This window comes from Pelagibius sp. CAU 1746 (genome assembly GCF_039839785.1).
Classification (GTDB): domain Bacteria; phylum Pseudomonadota; class Alphaproteobacteria; order Kiloniellales; family Kiloniellaceae; genus Pelagibius.
The window spans coordinates 2,439,115-2,461,557 of the sequence record NZ_JBDOQT010000001.1; the positions used below are offsets into that span (position 1 = coordinate 2,439,115).

General features: G+C 65.8%; 25 protein-coding genes. 14 read left to right on the forward strand and 11 right to left on the reverse strand.

Going from position 1 to position 22,443, the window contains the following annotated elements; all coding sequences use genetic code 11:
* Positions 1 to 25: 25 nt before the first annotated feature.
* From AAFN88_RS11570 to AAFN88_RS11580, 3 genes are read left to right on the forward strand one after another with little or no spacing between them, the layout of a single operon-like run.
* Positions 26 to 208 carry a CbtB domain-containing protein gene (locus tag AAFN88_RS11570; RefSeq protein ID WP_347520463.1) on the forward strand — a complete coding sequence of 61 codons (183 nt, stop codon included), beginning with the start codon at positions 26 to 28 and terminating at the stop codon, positions 206 to 208.
* Between the two features lie 23 nt (positions 209 to 231).
* Positions 232 to 981: a CbtA family protein gene (locus AAFN88_RS11575; protein ID WP_347520464.1), complete on the forward strand. Its 750-nt coding sequence runs from the start codon at positions 232 to 234 to the stop codon at positions 979 to 981.
* Between the two features lie 17 nt (positions 982 to 998).
* Positions 999 to 1,382 carry a DUF1636 domain-containing protein gene (locus AAFN88_RS11580; protein ID WP_347520465.1) on the forward strand — a complete coding sequence of 128 codons (384 nt, stop codon included), beginning with the start codon at positions 999 to 1,001 and terminating at the stop codon, positions 1,380 to 1,382.
* Positions 1,383 to 1,394: 12 nt separating this feature from the next.
* On the opposite strand, the gene AAFN88_RS11585 is transcribed toward AAFN88_RS11580, so the two are convergent.
* Both AAFN88_RS11585 and AAFN88_RS11590 read right to left on the reverse strand, forming a co-directional pair.
* On the reverse strand, positions 1,395 to 1,601 hold the full coding sequence (locus AAFN88_RS11585) for a hypothetical protein (protein WP_347520466.1): 207 nt from the start codon (positions 1,599 to 1,601) through the stop codon (positions 1,395 to 1,397).
* 34 nt (positions 1,602 to 1,635) lie between these two features.
* On the reverse strand, positions 1,636 to 2,130 hold the full coding sequence (locus tag AAFN88_RS11590) for an Lrp/AsnC family transcriptional regulator (protein ID WP_347520467.1): 495 nt from the start codon (positions 2,128 to 2,130) through the stop codon (positions 1,636 to 1,638).
* Positions 2,131 to 2,272: 142 nt separating this feature from the next.
* Between AAFN88_RS11590 and AAFN88_RS11595 the strand changes: the two genes are divergently transcribed.
* Positions 2,273 to 4,669 carry a transketolase gene (locus AAFN88_RS11595; RefSeq protein WP_347520468.1) on the forward strand — a complete coding sequence of 799 codons (2,397 nt, stop codon included), beginning with the start codon at positions 2,273 to 2,275 and terminating at the stop codon, positions 4,667 to 4,669.
* Positions 4,670 to 4,848: 179 nt separating this feature from the next.
* Here the strand turns inward: AAFN88_RS11595 and AAFN88_RS11600 are convergent, their stop codons facing one another.
* Positions 4,849 to 5,193 carry a carboxymuconolactone decarboxylase family protein gene (locus AAFN88_RS11600; protein ID WP_347520469.1) on the reverse strand — a complete coding sequence of 115 codons (345 nt, stop codon included), beginning with the start codon at positions 5,191 to 5,193 and terminating at the stop codon, positions 4,849 to 4,851.
* Positions 5,194 to 5,388: 195 nt separating this feature from the next.
* Between AAFN88_RS11600 and AAFN88_RS11605 the strand changes: the two genes are divergently transcribed.
* Positions 5,389 to 6,561, forward strand: a complete 1,173-nt coding sequence (locus AAFN88_RS11605; RefSeq protein WP_347520470.1) for an aromatic ring-hydroxylating dioxygenase subunit alpha — start codon at positions 5,389 to 5,391, stop codon at positions 6,559 to 6,561.
* A 25-nt stretch (positions 6,562 to 6,586) separates the two neighbouring features.
* Here AAFN88_RS11605 and AAFN88_RS11610 read toward each other — a convergent pair whose 3' ends face one another.
* The 4 genes from AAFN88_RS11610 to gstA all read right to left on the reverse strand — a co-directional run bounded on the left by AAFN88_RS11610 (position 6,587) and on the right by gstA (position 8,491).
* A complete protein-coding gene (locus AAFN88_RS11610; protein ID WP_347520471.1) occupies positions 6,587 to 7,039 on the reverse strand; it encodes a hypothetical protein in 453 nt (150 codons plus the stop codon).
* Between the two features lie 209 nt (positions 7,040 to 7,248).
* Positions 7,249 to 7,467 (reverse strand): 4-oxalocrotonate tautomerase family protein, encoded by a 219-nt coding sequence (locus AAFN88_RS11615; protein ID WP_347520472.1) that lies wholly within the window; start codon positions 7,465 to 7,467, stop codon positions 7,249 to 7,251.
* 20 nt (positions 7,468 to 7,487) lie between these two features.
* Positions 7,488 to 7,883 (reverse strand): nuclear transport factor 2 family protein, encoded by a 396-nt coding sequence (locus AAFN88_RS11620; RefSeq protein ID WP_347520473.1) that lies wholly within the window; start codon positions 7,881 to 7,883, stop codon positions 7,488 to 7,490.
* Positions 7,884 to 7,891: 8 nt separating this feature from the next.
* Positions 7,892 to 8,491 carry a glutathione transferase GstA gene (gstA, locus tag AAFN88_RS11625; protein ID WP_347520474.1) on the reverse strand — a complete coding sequence of 200 codons (600 nt, stop codon included), beginning with the start codon at positions 8,489 to 8,491 and terminating at the stop codon, positions 7,892 to 7,894.
* A gap of 168 nt (positions 8,492 to 8,659) precedes the next feature.
* Here gstA and AAFN88_RS11630 point away from each other — a divergent pair, with 168 nt between their 5' ends.
* The 4 genes from AAFN88_RS11630 to phnE all read left to right on the forward strand — a co-directional run bounded on the left by AAFN88_RS11630 (position 8,660) and on the right by phnE (position 12,077).
* Positions 8,660 to 9,037 (forward strand): helix-turn-helix domain-containing protein, encoded by a 378-nt coding sequence (locus AAFN88_RS11630; RefSeq protein ID WP_347520475.1) that lies wholly within the window; start codon positions 8,660 to 8,662, stop codon positions 9,035 to 9,037.
* A gap of 145 nt (positions 9,038 to 9,182) precedes the next feature.
* Positions 9,183 to 10,064: a phosphonate ABC transporter ATP-binding protein gene (gene phnC / locus AAFN88_RS11635; RefSeq protein ID WP_347520476.1), complete on the forward strand. Its 882-nt coding sequence runs from the start codon at positions 9,183 to 9,185 to the stop codon at positions 10,062 to 10,064.
* Positions 10,065 to 10,102: 38 nt separating this feature from the next.
* Positions 10,103 to 11,116 carry a phosphonate ABC transporter substrate-binding protein gene (gene phnD / locus AAFN88_RS11640; RefSeq protein ID WP_347520477.1) on the forward strand — a complete coding sequence of 338 codons (1,014 nt, stop codon included), beginning with the start codon at positions 10,103 to 10,105 and terminating at the stop codon, positions 11,114 to 11,116.
* Positions 11,117 to 11,231: 115 nt separating this feature from the next.
* Positions 11,232 to 12,077, forward strand: coding sequence for a phosphonate ABC transporter, permease protein PhnE (gene phnE / locus AAFN88_RS11645; protein ID WP_347520478.1), 846 nt, complete (start codon positions 11,232 to 11,234; stop codon positions 12,075 to 12,077).
* Between the two features lie 16 nt (positions 12,078 to 12,093).
* Here the strand turns inward: phnE and AAFN88_RS11650 are convergent, their stop codons facing one another.
* The 3 genes from AAFN88_RS11650 to AAFN88_RS11660 all read right to left on the reverse strand — a co-directional run bounded on the left by AAFN88_RS11650 (position 12,094) and on the right by AAFN88_RS11660 (position 15,846).
* Positions 12,094 to 13,188 carry a hypothetical protein gene (locus AAFN88_RS11650; protein WP_347520479.1) on the reverse strand — a complete coding sequence of 365 codons (1,095 nt, stop codon included), beginning with the start codon at positions 13,186 to 13,188 and terminating at the stop codon, positions 12,094 to 12,096.
* A gap of 65 nt (positions 13,189 to 13,253) precedes the next feature.
* A complete protein-coding gene (locus AAFN88_RS11655; protein ID WP_347520480.1) occupies positions 13,254 to 15,284 on the reverse strand; it encodes a hypothetical protein in 2,031 nt (676 codons plus the stop codon).
* Between the two features lie 199 nt (positions 15,285 to 15,483).
* The gene (locus AAFN88_RS11660) at positions 15,484 to 15,846 is read right to left on the reverse strand and encodes a DUF427 domain-containing protein (RefSeq protein ID WP_347520481.1); all 363 of its coding nucleotides are present in this window, start codon (positions 15,844 to 15,846) and stop codon (positions 15,484 to 15,486) included.
* 183 nt (positions 15,847 to 16,029) lie between these two features.
* Here AAFN88_RS11660 and AAFN88_RS11665 point away from each other — a divergent pair, with 183 nt between their 5' ends.
* The 3 genes from AAFN88_RS11665 to AAFN88_RS11675 all read left to right on the forward strand — a co-directional run bounded on the left by AAFN88_RS11665 (position 16,030) and on the right by AAFN88_RS11675 (position 20,269).
* A complete protein-coding gene (locus AAFN88_RS11665) occupies positions 16,030 to 16,626 on the forward strand; it encodes an XRE family transcriptional regulator (protein ID WP_347520482.1) in 597 nt (198 codons plus the stop codon).
* A gap of 201 nt (positions 16,627 to 16,827) precedes the next feature.
* A complete protein-coding gene (locus tag AAFN88_RS11670) occupies positions 16,828 to 19,323 on the forward strand; it encodes an FAD-dependent oxidoreductase (RefSeq protein WP_347520483.1) in 2,496 nt (831 codons plus the stop codon).
* 103 nt (positions 19,324 to 19,426) lie between these two features.
* Positions 19,427 to 20,269 carry a WYL domain-containing protein gene (locus AAFN88_RS11675; protein WP_347520484.1) on the forward strand — a complete coding sequence of 281 codons (843 nt, stop codon included), beginning with the start codon at positions 19,427 to 19,429 and terminating at the stop codon, positions 20,267 to 20,269.
* Between the two features lie 103 nt (positions 20,270 to 20,372).
* Here the strand turns inward: AAFN88_RS11675 and AAFN88_RS11680 are convergent, their stop codons facing one another.
* Positions 20,373 to 20,816: a PAS domain-containing protein gene (locus AAFN88_RS11680; RefSeq protein WP_347520485.1), complete on the reverse strand. Its 444-nt coding sequence runs from the start codon at positions 20,814 to 20,816 to the stop codon at positions 20,373 to 20,375.
* A gap of 305 nt (positions 20,817 to 21,121) precedes the next feature.
* Here AAFN88_RS11680 and AAFN88_RS11685 point away from each other — a divergent pair, with 305 nt between their 5' ends.
* Together AAFN88_RS11685 and AAFN88_RS11690 are read left to right on the forward strand one after the other, a co-directional pair.
* Positions 21,122 to 21,628 carry a hypothetical protein gene (locus AAFN88_RS11685; protein WP_347520486.1) on the forward strand — a complete coding sequence of 169 codons (507 nt, stop codon included), beginning with the start codon at positions 21,122 to 21,124 and terminating at the stop codon, positions 21,626 to 21,628.
* A gap of 98 nt (positions 21,629 to 21,726) precedes the next feature.
* Positions 21,727 to 22,347 carry a hypothetical protein gene (locus AAFN88_RS11690; protein ID WP_347520487.1) on the forward strand — a complete coding sequence of 207 codons (621 nt, stop codon included), beginning with the start codon at positions 21,727 to 21,729 and terminating at the stop codon, positions 22,345 to 22,347.
* Positions 22,348 to 22,443 lie beyond the last annotated feature (96 nt).

The following is a 22,443-nucleotide window of genomic DNA, read 5'->3' on the forward strand; positions in this document are numbered from 1 at the left end:
AGCTTATAGGCAGTTGGAGGACACGATGCAGACGGCGACACAATCCGCGACCCAGACTTCTTCCTTTTCCCAAAGCCGGCGCATGATCGCAGCGGCGACCCTGGCTTTCGGCCTGGGGCTGGTTTTCCTCAGCGGCTTCGCGAATTCGGCGGTGGTGCACAACGCGGCGCACGACGCGCGCCACGCCATGGCCTTTCCCTGCCACTGATCCAGCAGAGACGAGATAGAGCGATGCTTCATCGCATCTTATGGGCGGCCCTGGTCGCAGGCTTCGTGGCCGGCATTGCCAGCGCGGTGCTGCAGCACTTCACCACCACGCCGCTGATCCTTCAGGCCGAGCACTACGAGAACGGCGGCGCACCTGCGGTGGCGCACTCCGGGCTGGACGGCGGTGGCTTCGGCGATGCGCGGCTCATCCTTGTGCACGCCGGCGAAGATCACGGCGAGGGCAGCGTCTGGGCGCCTGCCGACGGCTTGGAGCGCACGCTCTATACCTCGGTGGTGACCGTCGGCACGGCCTTCGGCTTCGCGCTGATCCTGCTCTCCGCCATGGTGCTGGCCGACGCCCGCATCTCCGCGCGCAGCGGGCTCATGTGGGGCGCCGCCGGCTTTGCGGCGGCGGGGCTCGCCCCGGCGCTGGGGCTCAGCCCGGAACTGCCGGGCTCGGCCGCGGCGGTGCTGGAGGACCGCCAGATCTGGTGGATCGCCACGGCGGTCGCGACCGCCGCCGGGCTCTGGCTGGCGCTGCGGGTTTCCAAGCCCTGGGCGATTGCCGGGGGAATCGTGCTGATGGTGCTGCCGCACGTGATCGGCGCGCCCCATCCCGACGGCTTCATCAGCGAGGTTCCGGCCGAACTCTCCGGCCACTTCGCCGCCGCATCCTTGGTGGTGATGGCGGTGATCTGGTCGCTCGCCGGCACCGTCGCCGGCTACGTCTGGCAGCGCGGCGAGGCGAAGCAGGCCGCTGCCGCGGCGGCCTAGGCCGCCCGGCTCCCTTCATGGCGGCGGTCTGCCTGCAGGTCTGTATTTCCTGTGAAGATGCGGCCGGCGGGGCGGTCCCCGCCGGCCGCCGTCTTTACGAGGCCCTGCTGGCTGCCGCCGCGGAGATGCCCGGCATCGACGTGGCGCCGGTCGAATGCTTCGCCGTCTGCGACCGTCCCGTGACCCTGGCCTTCCGCGCCGGGGCCGGCGATCCCGAAAGGTGGAGCTATCTCATCGGCAATGCCGATGCGGAGAAGGATCTCGCTGACATCCTGGCGGCCGCCCGCGCGGTCGCGGACTCGCCCCACGGCGTGCCGGCCATGGAGCGTCGCCCGCCCTTCTTCCGGAAGGGCGTTATCGCGCGGGTGCCGCCACTTGCCGGAGACCCGGGCGGGGCTTGAGCGCGCCGCGCTCTACTTGCGTTTCCACCCCAGGAACGCGATGGCGGCGCCGATCAAAAAAGGCAGCCAGAAGATCAGCAGGGCTTCTTCCGTGAACCACTCATAAGAACGGCTGGCGTTGTTGGTGTAGAAGCCGGCCGCCATGGCGTTCACGAAGATCCAGAAGGCCAGGGCGCCGGCGGCAACGATCCCGCCCAGCAGCATCAGGAAAATGCGCATTGCTCGGAAACCCTGTTCTGTTGTCGGCGGCAGTTCATGAGACGGCCCCTCTTGCCGGGCCGCCCGTCGTCTCCAGCGGCAGGGAGTTGGTGTACTTCACCTGGCGCAGGGCGAAGCTGGACTCGATGGAGGCGACGTTCTCCACGCGGGTCAGCTTGGTCTTGAGGAAGCGCTCGTAGGCCGCCAGGTCGGCGGTGGCCACGCGCAGCAGGTAGTCGCGCGTCCCGGTCATCAGGTAGCACTCCAGCACTTCGGGATAGCCGCTGACCTCCGCCTCGAAGCGGTCGAGGTCTTCCTCGTGCTGGCGCTCCAGCTTGATGGAAATGAAGACCGAGACCGGCAGGCCGACGGCGTCCTGGTTCAGCAGCGCGACGTAGCGTTTGATGACCCCGGCCTCTTCCAGCAGACGCACCCGGCGCAGGCAGGGCGAGGGGGAGAGCCCGACCCGCTCGGCCAGTTCAACGTTCGAGAGGCGGCCGTTGCCCTGCAGGGCGTCGAGGATCTTGCGGTCGATGGCGTCCAGTTTCATGGCTGGCAGATTATGCCATTCCGTTCCTGAAGGATAGTGGAAGGTGCCAATTTGACTACGGAAAGTGGCGTAATTGGCATGAAATGCCAGGGGGTTTTGGCGTATTCTTCCTTCCAGCCGCTCTCCAAGCAGGGAGTCCCCCATGGCGACCAATGATGCGCGCCACCTGAAGATGTTGCAGGCGCTGGAGCAGAAGGTGCTCTGGCTGTCGTCCTGGACCATCCACAACGCCAACCACATCCGCCCGAAAGGCACGGTGAAGGTCGGCGGCCATCAGGCCTCCAGCGCCTCGCTCGCCACGTTGATGACGGCGCTCTATTTCGACGTGCTGCGCCCGGCGGACCGTGTCGCGGTGAAGCCGCACGCCAGCCCGGTGTTTCACGCCATCCAGTACCTGCTGGGCAACCAGGCGCGCGACAAGCTGGAGAACTTCCGCGGCTTCGGCGGTGCCCAGTCCTACCCCTCGCGGACCAAGGACGGCGACGATGTCGACTTCTCCACCGGCTCGGTGGGCCTGGGCGTGGCGATCACCTCTTTCGCCTCCATGGTGCAGGACTACGTGCGCCTCAAAGGTTGGAGCAAGGACCGGCCGGAAGGCCGCATGGTGGCGCTGGTCGGCGACGCGGAACTGGACGAGGGCAATATCTACGAAGCCCTCATGGAGGGCTGGAAGCACGATCTGCGCAACACCTGGTGGGTTATCGACTACAACCGCCAGAGCCTCGACGCGGTGGCGAGCAAGAACCTCTACGGCCAGTTCGACAAGCTGTTCCGCTCGATGGGCTGGGAGGTCATCACCATCAAGTACGGCCACCTGCTGGAGGCCGCCTTCAAGGAGCCGGGCGGCGAGAAGCTGCGCCAGTGGATCGATGACTGCCCCAACCAGCTCTATTCGGCGCTGACTTTCCAGGGCGGCGCGGCCTGGAGAAAACGTCTCCTGGATGACCTGGGCGACCAGGGCCCCGCGACAAAGCTCATCGAGGCCCGCAGCGACGATGAACTGGCGCGCCTCATGACCAACCTCGGCGGCCACGACCTGCCGGCGGTCCTCGAGGCTTTCCACTCGGTCGATCACGACCGCCCGGTCTGCTTCATCGCCTACACGGTGAAGGGCCACGGCCTGCCGCTGGCCGGCCACAAGGACAACCACGCCGGCCTGATGACGCCGGAGCAGATGGAGGGCTTCCGCGCCTCCCTGGGCATCCGCGAGGGCCACGAGTGGGAGCCCTTCGAGGCCATGGCGCCGGCACGAAAGGACATCGAGGCCTTCCTCAAGGCGGTGCCCTTCAACGCCCAGGGGCGGCGGCGCTATGACGCCGGGCGCGTCGAGGTGCCGGCCAAGCTGGCGGCGCCGGAAGGCGGATCCCTGTCGACGCAGGAAGGTTTCGGCAAGATCCTCAATGAGATCGCCCGCGGAAATTCGCCGCTGGCCGAGCGCATCGTGACCACCTCGCCGGACGTCACCGTCTCCACCAACCTGGGCCCCTGGGTGAACCGCCGCGGTCTGTTCAGCCGCACGCCGCTGGCCGACACCTTCCGCGACCAGCAGGTGCCCTCGGCGCAGAAGTGGGCGATGTCGCCCGAGGGTCAGCACATCGAGCTCGGCATCGCCGAGATGAACCTCTTCCTGCTGCTGGGTGCGCTGGGCCTGTCGCATTCGCTGTTCGGCGAACGCCTGCTGCCCATCGGCACGCTCTACGACCCCTTCATCCAGCGCGGCCTGGATGCGCTGAACTACGCCTGCTACCAGGACGCCCGTTTCATCCTGGTGGCCACCCCCTCTGGCGTCACCCTGGCGCCGGAAGGCGGCGCGCATCAGTCGGTCTCCTCGCCGCTCATCGGCCTGGCGCAGGATGGTCTCGCGTCCTTCGAGCCGGCCTTCGTCGACGAGCTCTCGACCATCCTCGGCTGGTCCTTCGACTATCTGCAGCGTGACGGCGAAGGCGAGCCTTCCGGTCCCTGGTTGCGTGACGAAAAGGGCGGTTCGGTCTACCTGCGTCTCTCCACGCGGCCGCTGGAGCAGCCCAAGCGGAGCATCGATACGGAGATCGCCGCAGACATCATCAACGGCGCCTACTGGCTGAGGAAGCCCGGGCCCAACTGCGAGGTGGTCATCGCCTACCAGGGGGTGGTGGCGGAGGAAGCCATCGCCGCGGCCGGACTCATCGCCGAGGATCGCCGCGACGTCGGCGTGCTGGCGGTGACCTCCGCCGACCGCTTGAGCGCCGGCTGGCACGCCGCCGAGCGGGCGCGTCAGGAGGGCGCCGTCAACGCGCGCTCCCACATCGAGAACCTGCTGGCGCCCATCGATCGCGACTCCGGGCTGGTCACGGTGCTGGACGGCCACCCGACCACGCTGTCCTGGCTGGGCTCGGTGCGCGGCCACCGGGTGCAGGCGCTGGGCGTCGAGCATTTCGGCCAGACCGGCACCATCGAGGACCTCTACGGCCACCACCGCATCGACACGGCGGCCATCGTCGCGGCGGCCAACGCCGCCTCCGCAGGCCGCCCGATCCGCTATCTGCGGGCGGTGACGTAATCACGCCTCTGTCGTCCCGGGGCTTGACCCCGGGACCCATTGGCATCTGCCCCGGGGTAAATTTCCGACCGGCCGTTGCGCGGATACGGCAATGGGTCCCGGCAACAAGTGCCGGGACGACGACGGAGAGGAAGTCGAGGATATGTGCCCGCGGCGTCGGCCCGCCGGCTCCTGCACTCTCAACTCCCCGAAAGCTGATCGAAGGCCTCCAGGGCCTGGGCGCCGTAGACGTAGGACGGCCCGCCGCCCATGTAGATCGCCACGTCAATGGTCTCCAGGATCTCGGCGCGGGTCGCTCCGTGGCGGATGGCGGCGGCGGTGTGAAAGCCGATGCAGCCGTCGCAGCGGCCGGCAATGCCGATCCCCAAGGCGATCAGTTCCTTGGTCTTCGGTGAAAGCTCGCCCGGGGCCGTCGCCACATTGGCGAGCCCGGAAAAGGCCCTCGCCAGTTCCGGCGACGCCTTGCGGTAGTCGGTGATGGCCTGCGACAGCGTCTGGTTCGCCGTCTTCCAGTCCTTGTGCAATTCGCTCTCCTTCCTATGCCAAAGGGCCAGTTGTCGGCCAGGTCCCGGGTCCTGTCGATGACAGAGATCAAAGAGCCGATCGGAGGGTCTGTCGCTCCTGAAACAGCCCTGTCGCGAATGCTGTCGCGGCCTTCGCCCGAGGCGCGGAAGAGTGGAAGCCGTTAAGCATGGCATCCCCTTGGCGCGGAGGCGGAAATGACCACATGGTTGCCCAAAGAGATCGAGGCCGAGCGGCTGGCGCTGCAGCGCGTTCTGCTGCCCATCGCCGAGGCCGGCGGCCTGCCCAACGCGGCCTATACCTCCGAGGCCTTCGCTGCCGCGGAGCGCGACGAGGTGCTGGCAAAGACCTGGACCTGCATCGGTGTGGGCAACTGGGTGGCGGAGCCGGGCGATCTGAAACCGCTGCAGCTGTTCGGCCTGCCGCTGCTGCTGCTGCGCGACCGCGCGGGTGAGATCAAGGTGTTCCACAACGTCTGCAGCCACCGCGGGCTGGAACTGGTGAGCGCGCCCTGCAGGTCCAAGGGCCTGATCCGCTGCCGCTATCATTCCTGGAGCTACAGCCTGGACGGCAGCCTCAAGGCCACGCCATTCATCGGCGGGCCGGGCACCAAGACCTGCGAGGGCTTCGACAAGTCGAAGCACGGCCTCAAGGAGGTGCGCAGCGCCGTGTGGTGCGATGCGGTCTTCATCGACCTCTCCGGCGAGGCGCCGCCTTTCGAGGATTTCATCGCGCCCATTGCCGCGCGCTGGAGCGCCTTCGATCCGGCGCGCCTGCGTCACGGCGGCGCCGACTCGGCCTTTGCCATCGAGCTGAACTGCAACTGGAAGCTGGCGGTGGAGAACTACTGCGAGGCCTATCACCTGCCGTGGATACACCCGGCCCTGAACCAGTACTCCCGCCTGGAGGATCACTATGCCATCGAGGAGGCGGGACACATGGCCGGGCAGGGCAGCACCGCTTACCGCCCGGCGCTGAGCGGCGACGGGCGGCAGTTTCCGGCCCACCCCGGCTTGCCGCAGAGCTGGTACGGCGCCGGAGAGTATCTGGCGCTCTTCCCCAACGTTCTTTTCGGCGTCCATTCCGACCACTTCTTTACGGTCGTGCTGGAGCCGCTCGCCGCCGGCGCCACCCGCGAACACTTCGAGATATACTACTTCGACGATGCGGCCCTGGGCGACGCCTATGCCGATCTGCGCGCCACCAACGCCCGCCAATGGCTCACGGTCTTCGAGGAAGACCGCGGGGTGGTGGAAGGCATGCAGGCGGGGCGCGCCTCGCCGGCATTCGAAGGGGGCGTCTTCTCGCCGGCAATGGACGGCCCGACGCATTGCTTCAACAAGTGGATGGCGACGGCGCTGCTTGGGTAGCATCCCGGCGTTGGGGACGCGAGGATCAGGACGCGGCTTTTTTCTGCTTTGCGGCGGCGACGAAGCCGTCCATCAGCTCCTCGGCGCGCCGAATGTCCTTCTCGTAGATGAAGAGGTGATCGAAGTCCGCGCCGCACTGGGGCCCGGCTTTAATTCCGGCGCCGTTCAAGACCTCGAGAAGAGGGCGGAGGAAGCCGATGACGTCGAAAGGCAACTCGCCGTCGGTCGAGACGATTTTGAACGGCCCGAATCGTTCGCGCACCGGTGCTTCCTTCTCCAGTTCGGCCAGGGCAGCTTCGTCGAGAATGACGGAGAGGCACCCCTGGTCACGGATCAAGGAAGCATAGCGTCCCTCTGCATTACGCATCGCCGCCGCGGCGGCGGAGGCGTTGTCGTCGCTAAGCGCGAGCATCCAGTAGCGCTCTGGCCAAGTCTTCAGTTTCATGTTTGCCCAGACGGCGATCGGATCAATGGCCATGGCGTGTCCTCGATGTTGTGCAAGCATGCTCCATGGGCAAAGGAGTATCGCGGCCAGGTCTGCATGGCAACATCCGGTGCTTGTCCCGGGCTTTCTTGTTCCGCCGGAGGCATAGAGGCCCGGTGTCCCGGTCGAACGCGGAGATCGGCGAAAGAAAAGGGGCGCTCGCGCAACGTCCCTTTGCAGTCTCCGTGGGCCTTGTTGCGGCTTCAGCCGGCTGCGGGCGTTTTCTGACGCCGGCGGAACTCCTCCACCGGCAGCCCGCCCAGGCCCCAGTCCTCCAGCTCTACCTCGTCGATGACGACGTGGGTGGTGGCGGGATTCTTGTCCAGCACCTGAACCAGAAGGTCGGTGACGCCCTTGATGAGTGCCGCCTTCTGTTCCGCGGTGGCACTTTCGCGGGTGATCTTTACGTTCACGTAGGGCATGGGGCTTCTTCTTCCTCTGTTCAGCTTTCTTCGTCGAGATCGAAGTGGAAGACCTTGGAAACGATCTGCCAGCGGCCCCCGACGAAGATCAGGGTCAGCAGGTCGGTGAAGAACTTCGGGCCGATCGCGCATTCCACCCGGGCGAGGGCGGTGACCGGCCCGGCGAACTCCACCGAGACGACGCGGTCGCGGCGCGGCTCGCCGCGGCTGGCCGGGGACGGCCGGGCATCGACGATGGGGAAGTACTGCGCCATCGTCAGATGCACCGGCTGGTCTCCCTGGTCCACCGCTTCGGTCGCCGTGACGTAGTGGGCCAGCGGGTGGAAGACCCGTTTGAGCCTTCCGGTGTCGCTGTGGTGGAGGCCGTCGAAGTAGGTCTGCAAGACGGCCGCCACCTCTGCGAAGCGTTGGTCCATGGCCCCGCTCAGGCCGCGAGGCCTTCGGCCTTCAACGCCGCCTGGACCGACTCGCGGGCGGCAATCCTCTTCTGGAAAGCGGCGATGCTGGGCCAGTTGTCGAGCCCGATTTCCGTTGGTCCGGTCCAGTTGGCGACCACGAAAAGATAGATGTCGGCAACGCTGAAGCTGTCGCCCATCAGATAGCTGCGCCCGTCGGAGAGCAGTTGCTCCACGTAGTCGAGTTTCAGGGCCACCTTCTTCCGGGCCGCATCCTTTTCGGCCTCGCTGCTGTCGGCCTTGAAGAGCGGACTGAAGGACTTGTGCAGCTCGGTAGCGACGTAGTTCAGGTGTTCCTGCAGGCGGGTGCGCTCACGGCTGCCGGCCGCCGGCGCCAGGGCCGCCGAGGGCTTCGTGTCGGCGATGAACTGCAGGATCGCGGCGTTCTCCGTCAGCAGGTCTCCGTCGTCCAGCGTCAGGGCCGGGACGTAACCCTTGGGATTCAGCGCCAGAAAGTCGGCGCTCTTGTTGGCGGCATCGATGCGCTCCAGATCGAAGGCGGCGCCGATCTCGCGCAAAGCGATGTGGGAGGCGAGGGAACAGGACCCGGGGAGGTAATACAGCTTCATTGCGTCAGTCTCCTGTTGCTTCGGAACGGCCGCGGCTGCGGCGCACCGAAGACGTAGGGTCGATAGTTACTTTTGTATACCTGCTGGTTGATGGTTATGTGATTATCGAGTATCCATTCGGTAACTAATGGTTACCATCGGTAACCCGAGGACCTGGAAGGCAATCCTATGGCTCTGAAGATACGCAAGAACCGCAGCCCGGAGCCGCCCTATGAGTGTCCGCTGTCCACCTGCATGGAGGTGCTGAAGGGCGCGTGGACGCCCAACGTCATCTGGTACCTCAGCGGCGGGCCGCGGCGCTTCAACGAACTGCGCGTCGACATCCCCAGGATCTCGGCCAAGGTGCTGACCGCCCGGCTCCGCGACCTGGAGGCCAAGGGCGTCGTCCGGCGCGAGGTGAAGCCGACCTCGCCGCCCTCCGTCGAGTACTCCCTCACCGATCTCGGCCAGCAGCTCGTGCCGGCGATCAACGCCATCGCCGACGTCGGCCACAAGCTGAAGGAGCGGAAGAATCCGGCGGTGCGGGCAAGGCGGGCCGCGGAGTAGGGCAAGCCTTCGCGCGTTCGCATCGCGCGGCCGCAAGAAAACAGCAGCATAGCTGTCATCATAGAGTCACAAGCGGACTGTAGAGCTTGGGGCGATCCGCTCGGCCGATTGGGGCCGGGACCATCGTATCCAGGGGGGTCTCCGCATGTCCGCAATTGCGCTCAAGCGCGTCCGCAAGTCTTTCGGCGACAAGACCGTACTGCACGGCGTCGACCTGGAGGTGCGCGAAGGCGAGATGGTCGGGTTGATCGGCGCTTCGGGCTCCGGCAAGTCGACCTTGATCCGCCTCATCTGCGGCCTGGAGCGCATGGACCGCGGCACCGAAGGCCGCATCGCCCTCTTCGGCAGGGAAACCCAGAAGGACGGCCGCTTCTGCGAGCACAGCGAGGTGCTGCGCCGTGACGTCGGCGTCATCTTCCAGCAGTTCAACCTGATCAACCGCCTGTCGCTGCTGACCAACGTGCTGGCCGGGCGGCTGGGGCGCATCCCGCGCTGGCGCGGCACGTTGGGCCTCTTTCCCCAGGACGACCGGGTGAAGGCGCTGCAGGCGCTGGAGCGCGTCGGCCTCATCGCGCAGGCGCACCAGCGCGCCTCCACGCTGTCCGGCGGCCAGCAGCAGCGTGGCGCCATCGCCCGGGTGCTCACCCAGCAGGCCCGGCTGATCCTCGCCGACGAGCCCATCGCCTCCCTGGACCCGGCCTCGGCCAGGCTCATCATGTCGACCCTGCGCGAGATCAACCGCCAGGACAGGACCACGGTGATCGTCTCCCTGCACCAGATCGATCACGCCTTCGAGCATTGCGACCGCCTCATCGCGCTGAAGGACGGCCGCGTAATCCACAACGGGCCGACCGGCGCCATCACGCCGGACGACATCGCCGATCTCTACGGGGTGGAGGCGGGCAGCCTCGACCTCGTGAAGGCCCCCTCCAAGATCGGGCCGTCGCGGCCGCCGCTTGGCGCCTATCCGGGCAACGGTCTGGACCGCCAGGACGGCCTCGCCGCCCGCCTGGCGGTCAACGCCTGACCCTTATCTCCAATTTCGCATCAGACAAACAGGAGTAAATGATGCTCAAGACCCTCACCACCGCCGCCGGTCTCGTGACGGCCCTGGCCCTGAGCGCTGGCATCGCCAGCGTCGCCCAGGCCGAGATGCCGGACCAGATCAACTTCGGCATCATCTCGACCGAGTCCTCCTCGGCCCTCGAGAAGTCCTTCAGCCCCTTCCTCGAGGACATGGAGAAGAGTCTCGGCGTGAAGGTGAAGCCCTTCTTCGCCTCCGACTATGCGGGCGTCATCGAGGGTATGCGCTTCGGCAAGGTCGACGTCGCCTGGTTCGGCAACAAGTCGGCCATCGAGGCCGTGGACCGTGCCGGCGGCGAAGTCTTCGCCCAGACCATCAAGGATGACGGCTCCAAGGGCTACTACTCCCTGCTGATCGTCAACAAGGACAGCAAGATCAACTCCCTGGACGATGTGCTGACCTGCGACAAGACGCTGACCTTCGGCAACGGCGACCCGAACTCCACCTCGGGCTTCGCGATTCCCGGCTACTACGTCTGGGCGTTGAACGACAAGACTCCCGAGGACTGCTTCGCGCGGGTCACCAACTCCAACCACGAAGGCAACGCCATGGCCGTCGCCACGGGCAAGGTCGACGTGGCCACCAACAACACCGAATCGATCTACGCGCGCCTCGCCAAGTCCAATCCGGAAGCCGCCGCCAATATCAAGGAGATCTGGCGCTCGCCGATGATCCCCTCCGACCCGATGGTATGGCGCAAGGAACTGGCCGGGGACGCCAAGCAGAAGATCTACTATTTCTTCATGCAGTACGGCCGCTTCGGCGACGCGGACAAGGTGAAGCGCGAGCGTGAGGTGCTGGCGAGCATGTCCGATGGCTGGGGGCCCTTCCTGGCGTCGTCCGACGCGCAGTTGCTCGACGTGCGCCAGATCGAGGCCTTCAAGGCCAAGATCAAGGCCCAGAACGCCGGCGACGAGGCGGGCGTGAAGGCGGCCGAGGAAAAGCTGAAGGACCTGCAGGCCTACGCCAAGATCGTCGGCGCAGCCGGATACTGAGCCGATGTCACGGGACGCCGGGGCGGTTTTCCGGAACCGCTCCCGGCACCCCCGGTCTCTCTTTCATCCTTCTCCGTAAATTCCTGATTTGCCGCCTTCCGGGAAACCGCCGCCCATGAGCTTCGCCACCGCCAACGCCGTATCCTCCGCCCCACCGCTGGACGGCCTCTCGCCCGAGTTGCGCGAGGCGCTGAAGCCGCGCTGGAGCGGCTTTCTCAAGCGCGCCGGGGTGGCGGTGATCATCGCCGTGATGCTGGGGGTGTCCTACTATCCGGCCGAGGTCGACCGTTGGACCTTCCTGATCACCGACGCCGACAACATGGCGGTTTTCATCGGCGACTTTCTAAGCCCCGACTTCTCCGATTTGGACCTCTTCATCCAGAAGATGGTGGAGACGGTACAGATCGCGCTCTGGGGCTCCGTGCTGTCGATCGCCGCCGGCATCCCCTGCGCGCTGCTGTCCTCCAACAACATCGCGCCGGTCTGGATCGTACAGCCCATGCGGCGCCTGATGGACGCGGCCCGCGCGATCAACGAGCTGGTTTTCGCCATCCTCTTCGTGGCCGCGGTGGGCCTGGGGCCTTTTGCCGGGGTCATGGCTCTCTTCATCCATAACCTGGGCGTCATCTCCAAGCTGTTCTCCGAGGCGGTAGAGGCCATCGACCCTCGCCCGGTGGAGGGCATCCGCGCGACGGGCGCCAGCCGCTTGCAGCAGGTGATCTACGGCGTCATCCCGCAGGTCCTGCCGCTGTGGTCCAGCTTCTCGCTCTACCGCTTCGAGACCCTGGTGCGCTCGGCCACGGTGCTGGGCATCGTCGGCGCCGGCGGCATCGGCTTCACCTTCTACGAGTCCTTCCGCGCTTTCCAGTATGACCGCGCCGCGGCCGTCATCATCGTCGTGGTGGCCGTGGTCTCCATCATCGACATCGTCTCCTCCCAGCTCCGCAAGCGGTTGATCTGAGCGGAGAGGCGCGCGGTCAGGGGGCGACAAGAGTCCATTTTTCCGACCCAACGGTGCCCTTCTTGTAGAGCCGAGGGTCGAGAAAATGAGCCGCCGGGATCGCGTAGGAGAATCTCCCGTTCTCCGAGGCGGCGATGTGCATGCCGACGAGAAGGGGCTTTTCGCCCAGGGTCACGAGGGCCGCGCCGCTGTCGCCGCGTTCGGTGCCAGCGCCGACGAACTCCGTGACGATCAGCTTCCTGTGGACGACCTCCTTCAGCGAGGGGTGAGAGTACGGCAGGGAGCGATGCGCGATGCGAAGCCCGCGGGCTTTGACGCGGCCATGAGACGTCAGGATCACCGCCCTCTCCGGGAGGTCGTCCGGTGACGTGACGGCGCCCGAAAGCGTCAGGCCGCCGAAAACGCGGCGCAGGACGGCCCGCTCCGCCGTCACCTCGCAAAGCTGTGCGTCGAGGCTCGGTTCCGGTCCGTTGCACAACTCCCCCAGAACATTCCGCGTCTTGCCCAGCGGCCTGTCGTCGGCGGCATCGCCCACGGGCCAGATTGCGAACCTGCGGCCGTGATGGTCGGCGGAAAGGCTCAAGACATGCCGGCAGCTGATCGCGAAGACCCGCCTCGGCAGCGTGGACCTCCGGATCAGGCAGGTCAGGGTTCCTATGCCCGGGTGAGGTAATGGGGCCGGCTGGACACGAACGCGGCGGGTGTTCGCCTGCACTTTCGCCGCGCCCTCGTCATTGGCATCCGCGACATCGGTCGGAACGGCGCAGAGCTTGCGCCGCCGCTTGACGTTGACATAGGTGTAGAGGTGTCGCGGGATCGCATCTTCGGGTTTTGACCCGCGTTCCTCAGCCCATTTTCGCGAGACGTAGAAGACGACGGCCGCGTCCTTGCGCTTACGGGGCGTCCCGGCTTTGTCCCGGCGGGTGCGGAACCCGGCGCCGACATCGATCACGTTGGGATAGGCGCGGCAGAGTTCCGCTCCTCGCGTCTCGGCGATCTCGTTGGCGAGCTGGAGCTGCTGCTTGCGGTCCAGGTCGCTGTGGAACACCTTGACGGCCTCCGCGGCGCCTTCCGGAGCACGCCTGCGGGTCGCTTCCGCGGTCGCCCGCATCCAGGCCTTCGGTCGTGTGGGTCGTGTCATATCGTCCCTCCCTTATCCGGGCGGTGGCGACCTTGTCACTGCGCTTCGATCTGCACCGCGATCTGGCTCAGCCCTATCCAGTGATCGTCGCTTTTTGCGAATTTAAGGATCGATTCCACGGCTTTCTTGAACTTCTCATGCTCGTTCAAGTCGCCGCCGCCGTCTCCGGAGAAGGCAAGTGTGAGAACGATAAGCCCGTCTATGTCGGCGGGCAGGGAAGTGCCCGAAACAGTGACGTCCAAGCCCTCCACGCCTTCGACCGGAACGCCCTGGGTTTCGATCTCGTCGGCGAAACTCTTGTAGACGGCGAGCACGGTGGCCGAGCAGCGGGCGTCGATGCTGTCGCTGTCGGCAGCGATCAGCGCTTCGACCTGGCCTTTCGTGAGGGCGCCGTCTTTCGCCGGGGCGTCTATCTGCTCCTGAAACAGGCCTGCGGCCTTCTCAGTGCGCGGCCCCCATTGGCCGTCGATGTCGTCGATGCCGTCGACCGGATTCTTCGAAGTCAGGCAGAGCGCCCTCTGGATGCGTTTGCGCAGCTCCTCGGCGGTTGCGCCGTCCGCTGCTTCAATGGCGTTGAAGGCCGCGGCTTTGTCGGTTTCGCCCCTGTCAGTTGCGCCTCTGTCTTCCTCGTTTGGAGGCGGAGGAGGTTCCTGCCCGTCGGTCTTCTTCTTGATGACGATCTTCGCTTCGTGGCGGTTTCCGAGGCTCGAATCGCGGACGACGATCTTCGCTTCGCCCGGTTCCGCATTGCTCTTGGCCGTGAGGAGGAACGACATGCCAAAGCCCTCCTCCGGCAATTCTCTTTTCAGGCTCAGACCGGAGGCGGCGGGGCCGCTGAGGTTGGCGCCGTAGTTGCCCGACCCGCCGATGGCGGAGAAGGTGATTGTCTCGCCGGCCAGGATCTCGATTTCCGGGTCCGCCGGCTCGACCTCGAAGGTGCCCGGCACGCGCTCGACGGAGCAGGCATTGATCGTCGAGAGGACCGCTTCCAGGGCGTCGGCGTCGTTCAGGATGTCGGCGATGGCCGCAACCGCTTCGGCCAGCTTGTCGACTTCGTCTTCCAGCTTGCCGGCCTTGTCTTTGAGGGCTTCTTTGGCGGTTTTTATCTCCGGGTCTCTCAGGCTTTGATCCAGTCCTTTTGGCTTCCCCTCGATGAAATCCTGGCGCAGCGGGGCGAAGCGGCTGGTTTGTGATATCTGAGGGGCGAGGCTGCCGATGCCGCTGACCACCTGAGCCAGCGATTGCAGGGTCGGGAGCTGGGCATCGAGTTGCAGGCTCACCTCGTCGCGGACGTTCCGGACGACGGTGTTGATGGTCAGGTGCGCGGTGATGATCTGGGCGCGGTAGGCGTTTCCTTTGCGCAGCGCTTCCTGCGCGGCGTCGATACCGGCTTCGGCCTCGCTCAGCACCGCTTCCAACTGTGCGAGAAATTCAGTTTCGTTGGCGAGCATCTTCATACGGGCCTGACGCGCGACCTTCAGGCCACGAATGTGCGCCTGGACCACGGGAATCTGCTTTCTGATTGTATCCAGCGAGGTCTCCAGGTGTTCGAACACCTTTTCCTCCACCAGCAGCGGCCTTGCGGCGAGGACGACGCAGCCCATCGCCTTGGAGCCGGCGAGGTAGATCTGGTTCGCCGTCGGCGCCGAGAGGTAGTTGGCCGCCGTGAAGAGGGACGCCCCGCCGATCCCGAGCCCGGTGATCACGTCCCGGCTGGCGCCGCTGGTCGAGGTGATGCCGAGGTAGAGGGCCGCCGCGGAGATGGGTATCAGGGCCAGGGCGGTGGCGCTCTTCAAGTACTCGGATTCTTGAACCGCCCTGTAGTAGGTGGTCCGCCAGGCTTCCGCGTGCTCGATCGCCGCGGCGACGCTGCCGACGAACTTGATGCCGTTCTCATCGCCGGATGATCCGGCCGTTGCGGAAGACCCCGATGTTGCCGAAGGCAGGGGCGGCGTATAGGACACCCCCGGCGGCGCACTGTCCGGAGAAACATGCTTGTTGATCCAGGACTCGCAGCCCGATGTCGCGAGAACAAGCAGCACCGGTGCGACGGTGCGCGCAATCACATCCCCCCTCATCCGCCCGGCCCCCTTCAGACGTTCAGTGGTATTTTTGGGGCATCCTACCGTAGAAATACAACCAATGATAGGTGTTTGGTGTGGCGTTGCGGGGCCGACGGGGGCAGGCGGAGGGAAGCCCGGCGCGCGGAGGGCTGGGCATAGGCTCGGGACCCACTGCAGACTGGAGCGCGAAGGCGGTGCGTGCTTACGCCCGTTCGACGCTCACTTTGCCGGGATAGAAGGCGACGTAGTTCTTCACCGCACCGACCAGGGGCAGGGGGTCTCGGTAGGTCCAGGCGGCGTTCTCCAGTCTCTGGCCATCGCCCTTTACGGTGTAGTAGCTGGCATCCCCCTTGATGGGGCAATGGGTCCGGTGGTCCGTGGCCTCCAGCGCATCCGCATCGATGTCGTCGAGGGGGAAGTAAACCACGGGCGGGTAGGCTTTCTCGCCGTTCACTTCTTCCAGAATCATGGCGCGGTCGGAGGAGGCAATGGTGGCCGCGCCGAGTTTCGCGACTAAGGTCTCCCCGGCCATGGATACGGTGGCGCTGTGCGGCTTCTGCGTCATCGGCAAGCTCCTGAGAAAGTATAAGACGACCCTTCCAACCTAGGATGGGATGCTCCCGGCGCAACCCTTGTGGTGTGGAAAGCGCCTCGCATGGCCTTCGAAACGCTGGTGAAAAAATTACTAGAATTTTCACGACAGGAGTGCGACCCTCCGGTAAGGCGAAAGGCGTGAGAGGAGGGCCGCATGGCGCTGCGGCGGAAATCGGCCGGAGAAAGCGAGGCGTTGCTGCCCGGCGGGAAGCTCGGCCGCGACCTGCGGGCGCTGCGCAAGACGCGCGGCCTGACGCTCACCGAACTGGCCGTGAAGGTCGGGCGTTCGGTCGGCTTCCTCAGCCAGGTCGAGCGCGGCCTTTCAGAACTCGGGATCGATGATCTGCGGGCGCTTGCGGCGGCGCTGGAGGCGCCCATGTCCTGGTTCCTTGTCCGGGAAGATGCGCCGGAGGAGGAGCGCGGCCACGTGGTGCGCGCCGCCGGGCGCCGCCGCATCGGCTCGGCCGAGACCGGCCTGACCGAAGAATTGCTGTCGCCGGACCTGGGCGGCGGCTTCGAGGTGCTGCGCAGCGTCTTCGCGCCCGGCGCCGAGCGCAGGCAGGTCATCACCCGCGATACCGAGGAGACCGGCTACCTGGTTGCCGGCGAGCTGGAGCTGTGGATCGGCGGGCGGCATTTCCACCTGAAGGCCGGCGATTCCTTCCGCACGGAACGCGAGCCGACGCGCTGGCGCAATCCCGGCAAGGCCCCTTGCGAGGTGATCTGGGTCATCTCGCCGCCGGTTTATTGATGCGGGGCGATAGACTATGGAGCCCTGCATTCAGGCCGACATCCCGGCCAAGCGAGCGGCAGTGAGCGCGAGCGGGGATAAGAGCCACCTGCCCGAGCGCTCGCCCCAATTGAGCCTTGGGACCCTCGGGTCAAGCCCGAGGGTGACGAAAGAAGTTTGTGGTGCAAGCGGTGCGACTTCTGATCCGAGAAAGACAAATCCATGAGTGAACTCCCGACCCAGGCACGCGCGGTGATCATCGGCGGCGGCGTCATCGGCTGCTCCGTCGCCTACCACCTGGCCAAGCTCGGCTGGTCCGACGTGGTGCTGCTGGAGCGCAAGCAGCTCACCTGCGGCACCACCTGGCACGCGGCGGGCCTCATCGGCCAGCTCCGCGCGACCTCCAACATGACCCAGCTCGCCAAGTATTCGGCCGAGCTCTATGCGACGCTGGAGGCGGAGACCGGCGTCGCCACCGGCTTCAGGCAGAACGGTTCGCTCTCCGTCGCGTTGACGGCCGAGCGCCTGGAGGAACTGAAGCGCGGCGCCTCCATGGCCAAGACCTTCGGCCTGGAGGTGGAGGTCCTGACGCCGGAGGAGGTACAGGCGAAGTACCCGCTGCTGAACCTGGAGGGCGCTACCGGCGGCGTCTTCCTGCCCAAGGACGGCCAGGCCGACCCGGCCAACATCGCCCATGCCCTGGCCAAGGGCGCGCGCCAGAAGGGCGTGCGGATCTTCGAGCAGACCAAGGTCACCGCGATTACGCAGGACAAGGGCCGCGTCACCGGCGTCGAGACCGACAAGGGCACAATCGCCGCCGACTATGTCGTGAACTGCGCCGGCATGTGGGGGCGGGAGGTGGGCCTCATGGCCGGCGTCGCCGTGCCGCTGCAGGCCTGCGAGCACTTCTACATCGTTACCGAGGACATTCCGGAGCTGCCACGCAACCTGCCCGTCCTGCGCGTGCCCGACGAGTGCGCCTACTACAAGGAGGACGCGGGCAAGATCCTGCTGGGCGCTTTCGAGCCCAAGGCCAAGCCCTGGGGCCTGGACGGCATCCCCGAGGACTTCTGCTTCGACCAGTTGCCGGAGGACTTCGACCACTTCGCGCCGATCCTGGAGGCCGCGGTCGCGCGCCTGCCGATCCTGGAGACCGCGGGCATCCACACCTTCTTCAACGGGCCCGAGAGCTTCACGCCGGACGACCGCTATATCCTGGGCGAGGCGCCGGAGCTGAAGAACTTCTACGTCGCCGCCGGCTTCAACTCGGTGGGCATCCAGTCGGCCGGCGGCGCCGGCAAGGCGCTGGCCGAGTGGATGGAGGGCGGGTCGCCGCCCTTCGACCTCTGGGACGTGGACATCCGCCGCCTGCAGCCGTTCCAGAACAACAAGAGCTACCTGGCCGCGCGCGCCGAGGAATCCCTCGGCCTGCTCTACGCCGACCACTTCCCCTACCGCCAGTTCGCGACGGCGCGCGGCATCCGCACTTCGCCGCTGCACGAGCGCTTGGCCGCGCACGGCGCCTGCTTCGGCGAGACCGCGGGCTGGGAGCGCGCCAACTGGTTCCTGCCGCCCGAGGCGCGGGCCCCCGGAGAGAAGGGTGGCGAGAAGGCCGAGTACCGCTATTCCTGGGGCCGTCAGAACTGGTTCGACCATGCCGCCGCCGAGCACCGGGCGGTGCGCGAGGGCGTCGGCCTCTTCGACATGACCTCCTTCGCCAAGATCCGCGTCGCGGGGCGCGACGCCGAGGCCGTGCTGCAGAAGATCTGCGCCAACGACATCGCCGTGGAACCGGGGCGCATCGTCTATACCCAGTGGCTGAACGCGCGCGGCGGCATCGAGGCCGACCTCACCGTGACGCGCCTCGGCGAGACCGAGTTCCTCGTCGTCACCGGCGCCGCTGTGGGCCGCCGCGACCTGGCCTGGCTGCAGCGCCACATCCCCGAAGACGCCCACTGCGTGGCCACGGAGGTGACGGCGGGCGAAGCGGTGCTCTGCGTCATGGGGCCCAAGGCGCGCGATCTCTTGCAGCCTTTGACGCCGTCACGCCTCGATAACGAGTCCTTTCCTTTCGGCACGGCGCAGGTCATCGAGATCGGCCTGGCCCAGGCCCGCGCCCACCGAGTCTCCTACGTCGGCGAGCTGGGCTGGGAGCTCTACGTGCCCGCCGACACGGCGCGCCACGTTTTTGACGTGCTCATGGAGGCAGGTCAGGAGATCGGACCCCAGGGAAGCCCGCGTCTGTGCGGGATGCACGTGCTGGACTCCTGCCGCATCGAAAAGGCCTTCCGCCACTTCGGCCACGACATCTCCGACGAGGACCACGTGCTGGAAGCCGGCCTCGGCTTCGCGGTGAAGGCGGAGAAGCCGGCCGGCAGGTACGGCGACTTCCTCGGCCGCGATGCCGTGCTGCGGAAGCAGGAGGAAGGCCTGACCCGCCGCCTGGTCCAGTTCCGGCTCCAGGACCCCGAGCCGCTGCTCTACCACAACGAGCCCATCTGGCGCGACGGTCGCATCGCCGGGCACCTGACCAGCGGCGCCTACGGCCACCATCTGGGCGCCGCCATCGGCCTGGGCTACGTCAAGTGCGAGGCGGGCGAGAGCGCGGCGGAACTGCTGGCCTCAGCCTACGAGATCGAGGTGGCGGGGGAGAGGTTTGAAGCGGAAGCCAGCCTCAAGCCGATGTATGACCCGAAGGGGGAGAGGGTGCGGGGGTAGGGGGAAATAGGCGCAACTACCCATCTAAACGCCTTGATTATTACATGTCTAAATTACTACGATCTTCTACTAATAAGAGAAGTGGTGATTTGGAGGCATATAGATGTACGTCCAGATTTTTAAGCTTTTCACAGAGCGGCCGATCCGGTCTGCGGTCATCATTCCCGATTTCGATCCGGAGTTATCAGACAGCGACGATGTCTTTCCCGAGGACGTTGAGTATCGGATTGATCCGGTGGCCGTGCTCATCGCCGACCAGCCAGCAGGGTTGGCCACCGATCTTGATGATGAAGCGATTGGTGGTCTGACTTTTGCGATGGAATACCGAGATTCGAAGAATGCCGTTTCCCGGCGACGTGTCACGATCAACGGATTTCGTGAGTCGAATGACGGCAACTACCTGATGCGAGCTTTCTGCCACGAACGCAAAGCGGTAAGGAGTTTTAGAACTGATCGAATTGTTTCCGTCATCGATTGGGACGGCGTGATATGGGAGCCCGTCGACTCTTTTGGTGATTTGGGTATCGATCTCCCACTGCCGGTGTCCGGTATGGCTATTTCTAGGAGCACGGAGGCGAAGGCGGGGGAGGTGCAGCGCGAGGTTTGCGCGGACGAACTATGCATACTGGCTGCGCTGAGCCAGAGCGATGGTCAGCTAGATGACCTTGAAGTGGAACAGATTCTGGATTTTTCTGCGGATGTCTGTGATCGAAAAGGGATTGGATTTCAGGAGTCCGACCGTAGTGCGCTAGATCGCTACATTCGAAGACTACGGCCAGATATCCATGCGATTGCTGAAAGCCTCTTGCGGCTGAAAGTTCGAAATGATCCGGAATCGGATAAGCGTCTGGTTCGTGCCATGATCGCAGTTATGGATGCCGATGAACGCCAGTCACCAGAAGAGCTCGCATTTATTTCAGAGGTACTCAACGAGTTGAGTGTGTGAGTCCGTTGGCACTGTTGGTAGGGACAACTACGTGCATCACCTGACGACGCCATTCGGCGAGCCGACGGCCTTGTCGGCCGGATAGGCGACGTATCTTAGTGGCTCACGAAAACGACATGTAGTAGAGGATCATGCAGGTCTGGCCCGTGCCGTCGACGAGGGGGAGGGCCAGGGTCGCGTAGTGCCTGAACTTCTTCGATGTCCAGGCCACGGGCGCCTGGGGCACGAAATAGGGGCGGCCGTTCTCGGCGGCCCAGCGGGCCCGCAGGGTGATGGTCTCGACGTTCTCCAACTCATCGAGATAGACGCCGGTCGTGTCGCGGCCGGTTTCCTCCACGATGCGCGTCCCCACCAGGCGCACGCGGAAGCGCCAGGGATCGCGCTCGACGTCGAAGATCGTGATGTTGCCGAGGGTGCGCGGAACTTCGACGGGGTCGAAGTCTTCCCGCCGTGGCGGCACGGGGTGCCTCTCCGCCGACGACCACCAGGACCACAGCCGCCGCGCACAATCGTCGGGGAGATCGGACGCCTCTATACGGGTGACCATTCCGGGGGGCGTGTCCGGGGCAGGTGCAGTGACCTTCCGCGGCGCATCGAGATTTTCCAGGTGAGCTGGATTCATACTTCAGATCATGCGAATTCGCCGCCCTCCGGTCAAGCTGGCCGGCTTGTTCGAGCGGCCTGCAAGGCGCCGAAGGGGCAACAGCCGGAGGAACTCCGGAAAGGCGCCGCCTCCGCTTGCTGAAGGCACACGCCGCCGTGGCGCAGGGGGCGGCCTTCGGCTAACCTTCGAAGCGCGCGGGTGGCCGGACCGTCTGCGGACCGGGCGGCGACAAAGCGGGGAGGGGGGCCATGAAGTTCCTGCACTGGCTGACTGACGAACTGAAGCTGCTGGCCGGCGTGACGGTCTACTTCGCCGCCTGCTTCACCTTGATCATGGTGCTGAAGCAACTGCTGCTGGCGCAGTACGGCATCCGCTTCAGCGGCCTCGCCACGGCCATGCTGGTCGCCTTGGTGACGGCCAAGGTCGTCATCGTGCTGCAGAAGGTGCCGATCGGACAGTGGCTCCAGCACCGGCCCCCCATCGTCGATGTGCTGGTGCGCACGGCCTTCTATACCGTGGCGACCATGGCCGCCCTGCTGCTGGAGAAGGCTTTCGAGGCGCGGGACGAATACGGCGGCTTCGGCGCTGCGGTGGCCGGCGTCTTCCAGCACCGCGACGTGCACCAGGTCTGGGCGACGATCATTTGGACCGGCGTCGCCTTCATGGCCTACAACGCCTTCGGCGTACTGCGCCGGGAGCTGGGCGGCCGCCAGCTCTGGCGGATCTTCTTCGGGGCTCCCTCGGCGCGGGGGTAGAAGGGACGGGGCGGCCGGGAAGCCCTTTCGGCGTCGCCCCTGGTGCCGGGCGCCGGGGAGAAAAGGTTCAGGCTCTTCCCGTTCGGGGTGTAGGCTGGGTGGCGCTTGCAGCCAAGCCTCGGGAGGATCGAATGAGACCTCTGACCACAATCATACTTTCCTTGATTCTTTCGGTCGCCGCCGGAGCGGGAACGGCCTTTGTCGTCGGCGACCTCCGCGGCGCCCCCGACGCGGCCGAGATCGCCAATTCCAGCGAACTCAAGGACGGCGATCTGTCGCTTGTCAGAATGGGGGCGGAAAGCCGCGCAATTCTGACGAAGCGCTTCGGCGATACGACGCTCGTCTGCGCCGAGCCGGCGCCGGACGTCGGGCTGGCCGCCCAACGCACGGCCCAGTTCATGGCGCGCGGCGGCGGCAAGAACTCCGCCGCCGGAGAGGCGGATGCCGAACTGGAGCTGAACTCCAACCAGATCGACAACATGCAACGCCTGCTTCGGCGCACCCAGGGACTGCAGAACCTGCGCGACATCCTGTTCCGCGCCTGCGAAGCCTATATCAATGGCGCGATCTATCGTGAAACCTATGCGTCAATCTACACGCAGGCCGTGGAGACGACGTCCGTGATCATGGGCATCGAGCTGATCGCCGGCAGCAGTCTCCCGCCGGAGCAGACGGAAGTGCTGGTCCGGGCCTTGATCGACCGCGGGTCTCTGGACTAGGCCACGGCTTCGCCGGCCGCCTGGCCGGCCGGTTCCGGTATCCCGCCCTGACGTGGCGCCGGCGTGCGGCGCCCGGTGATGGGCGCCCGATGTCCG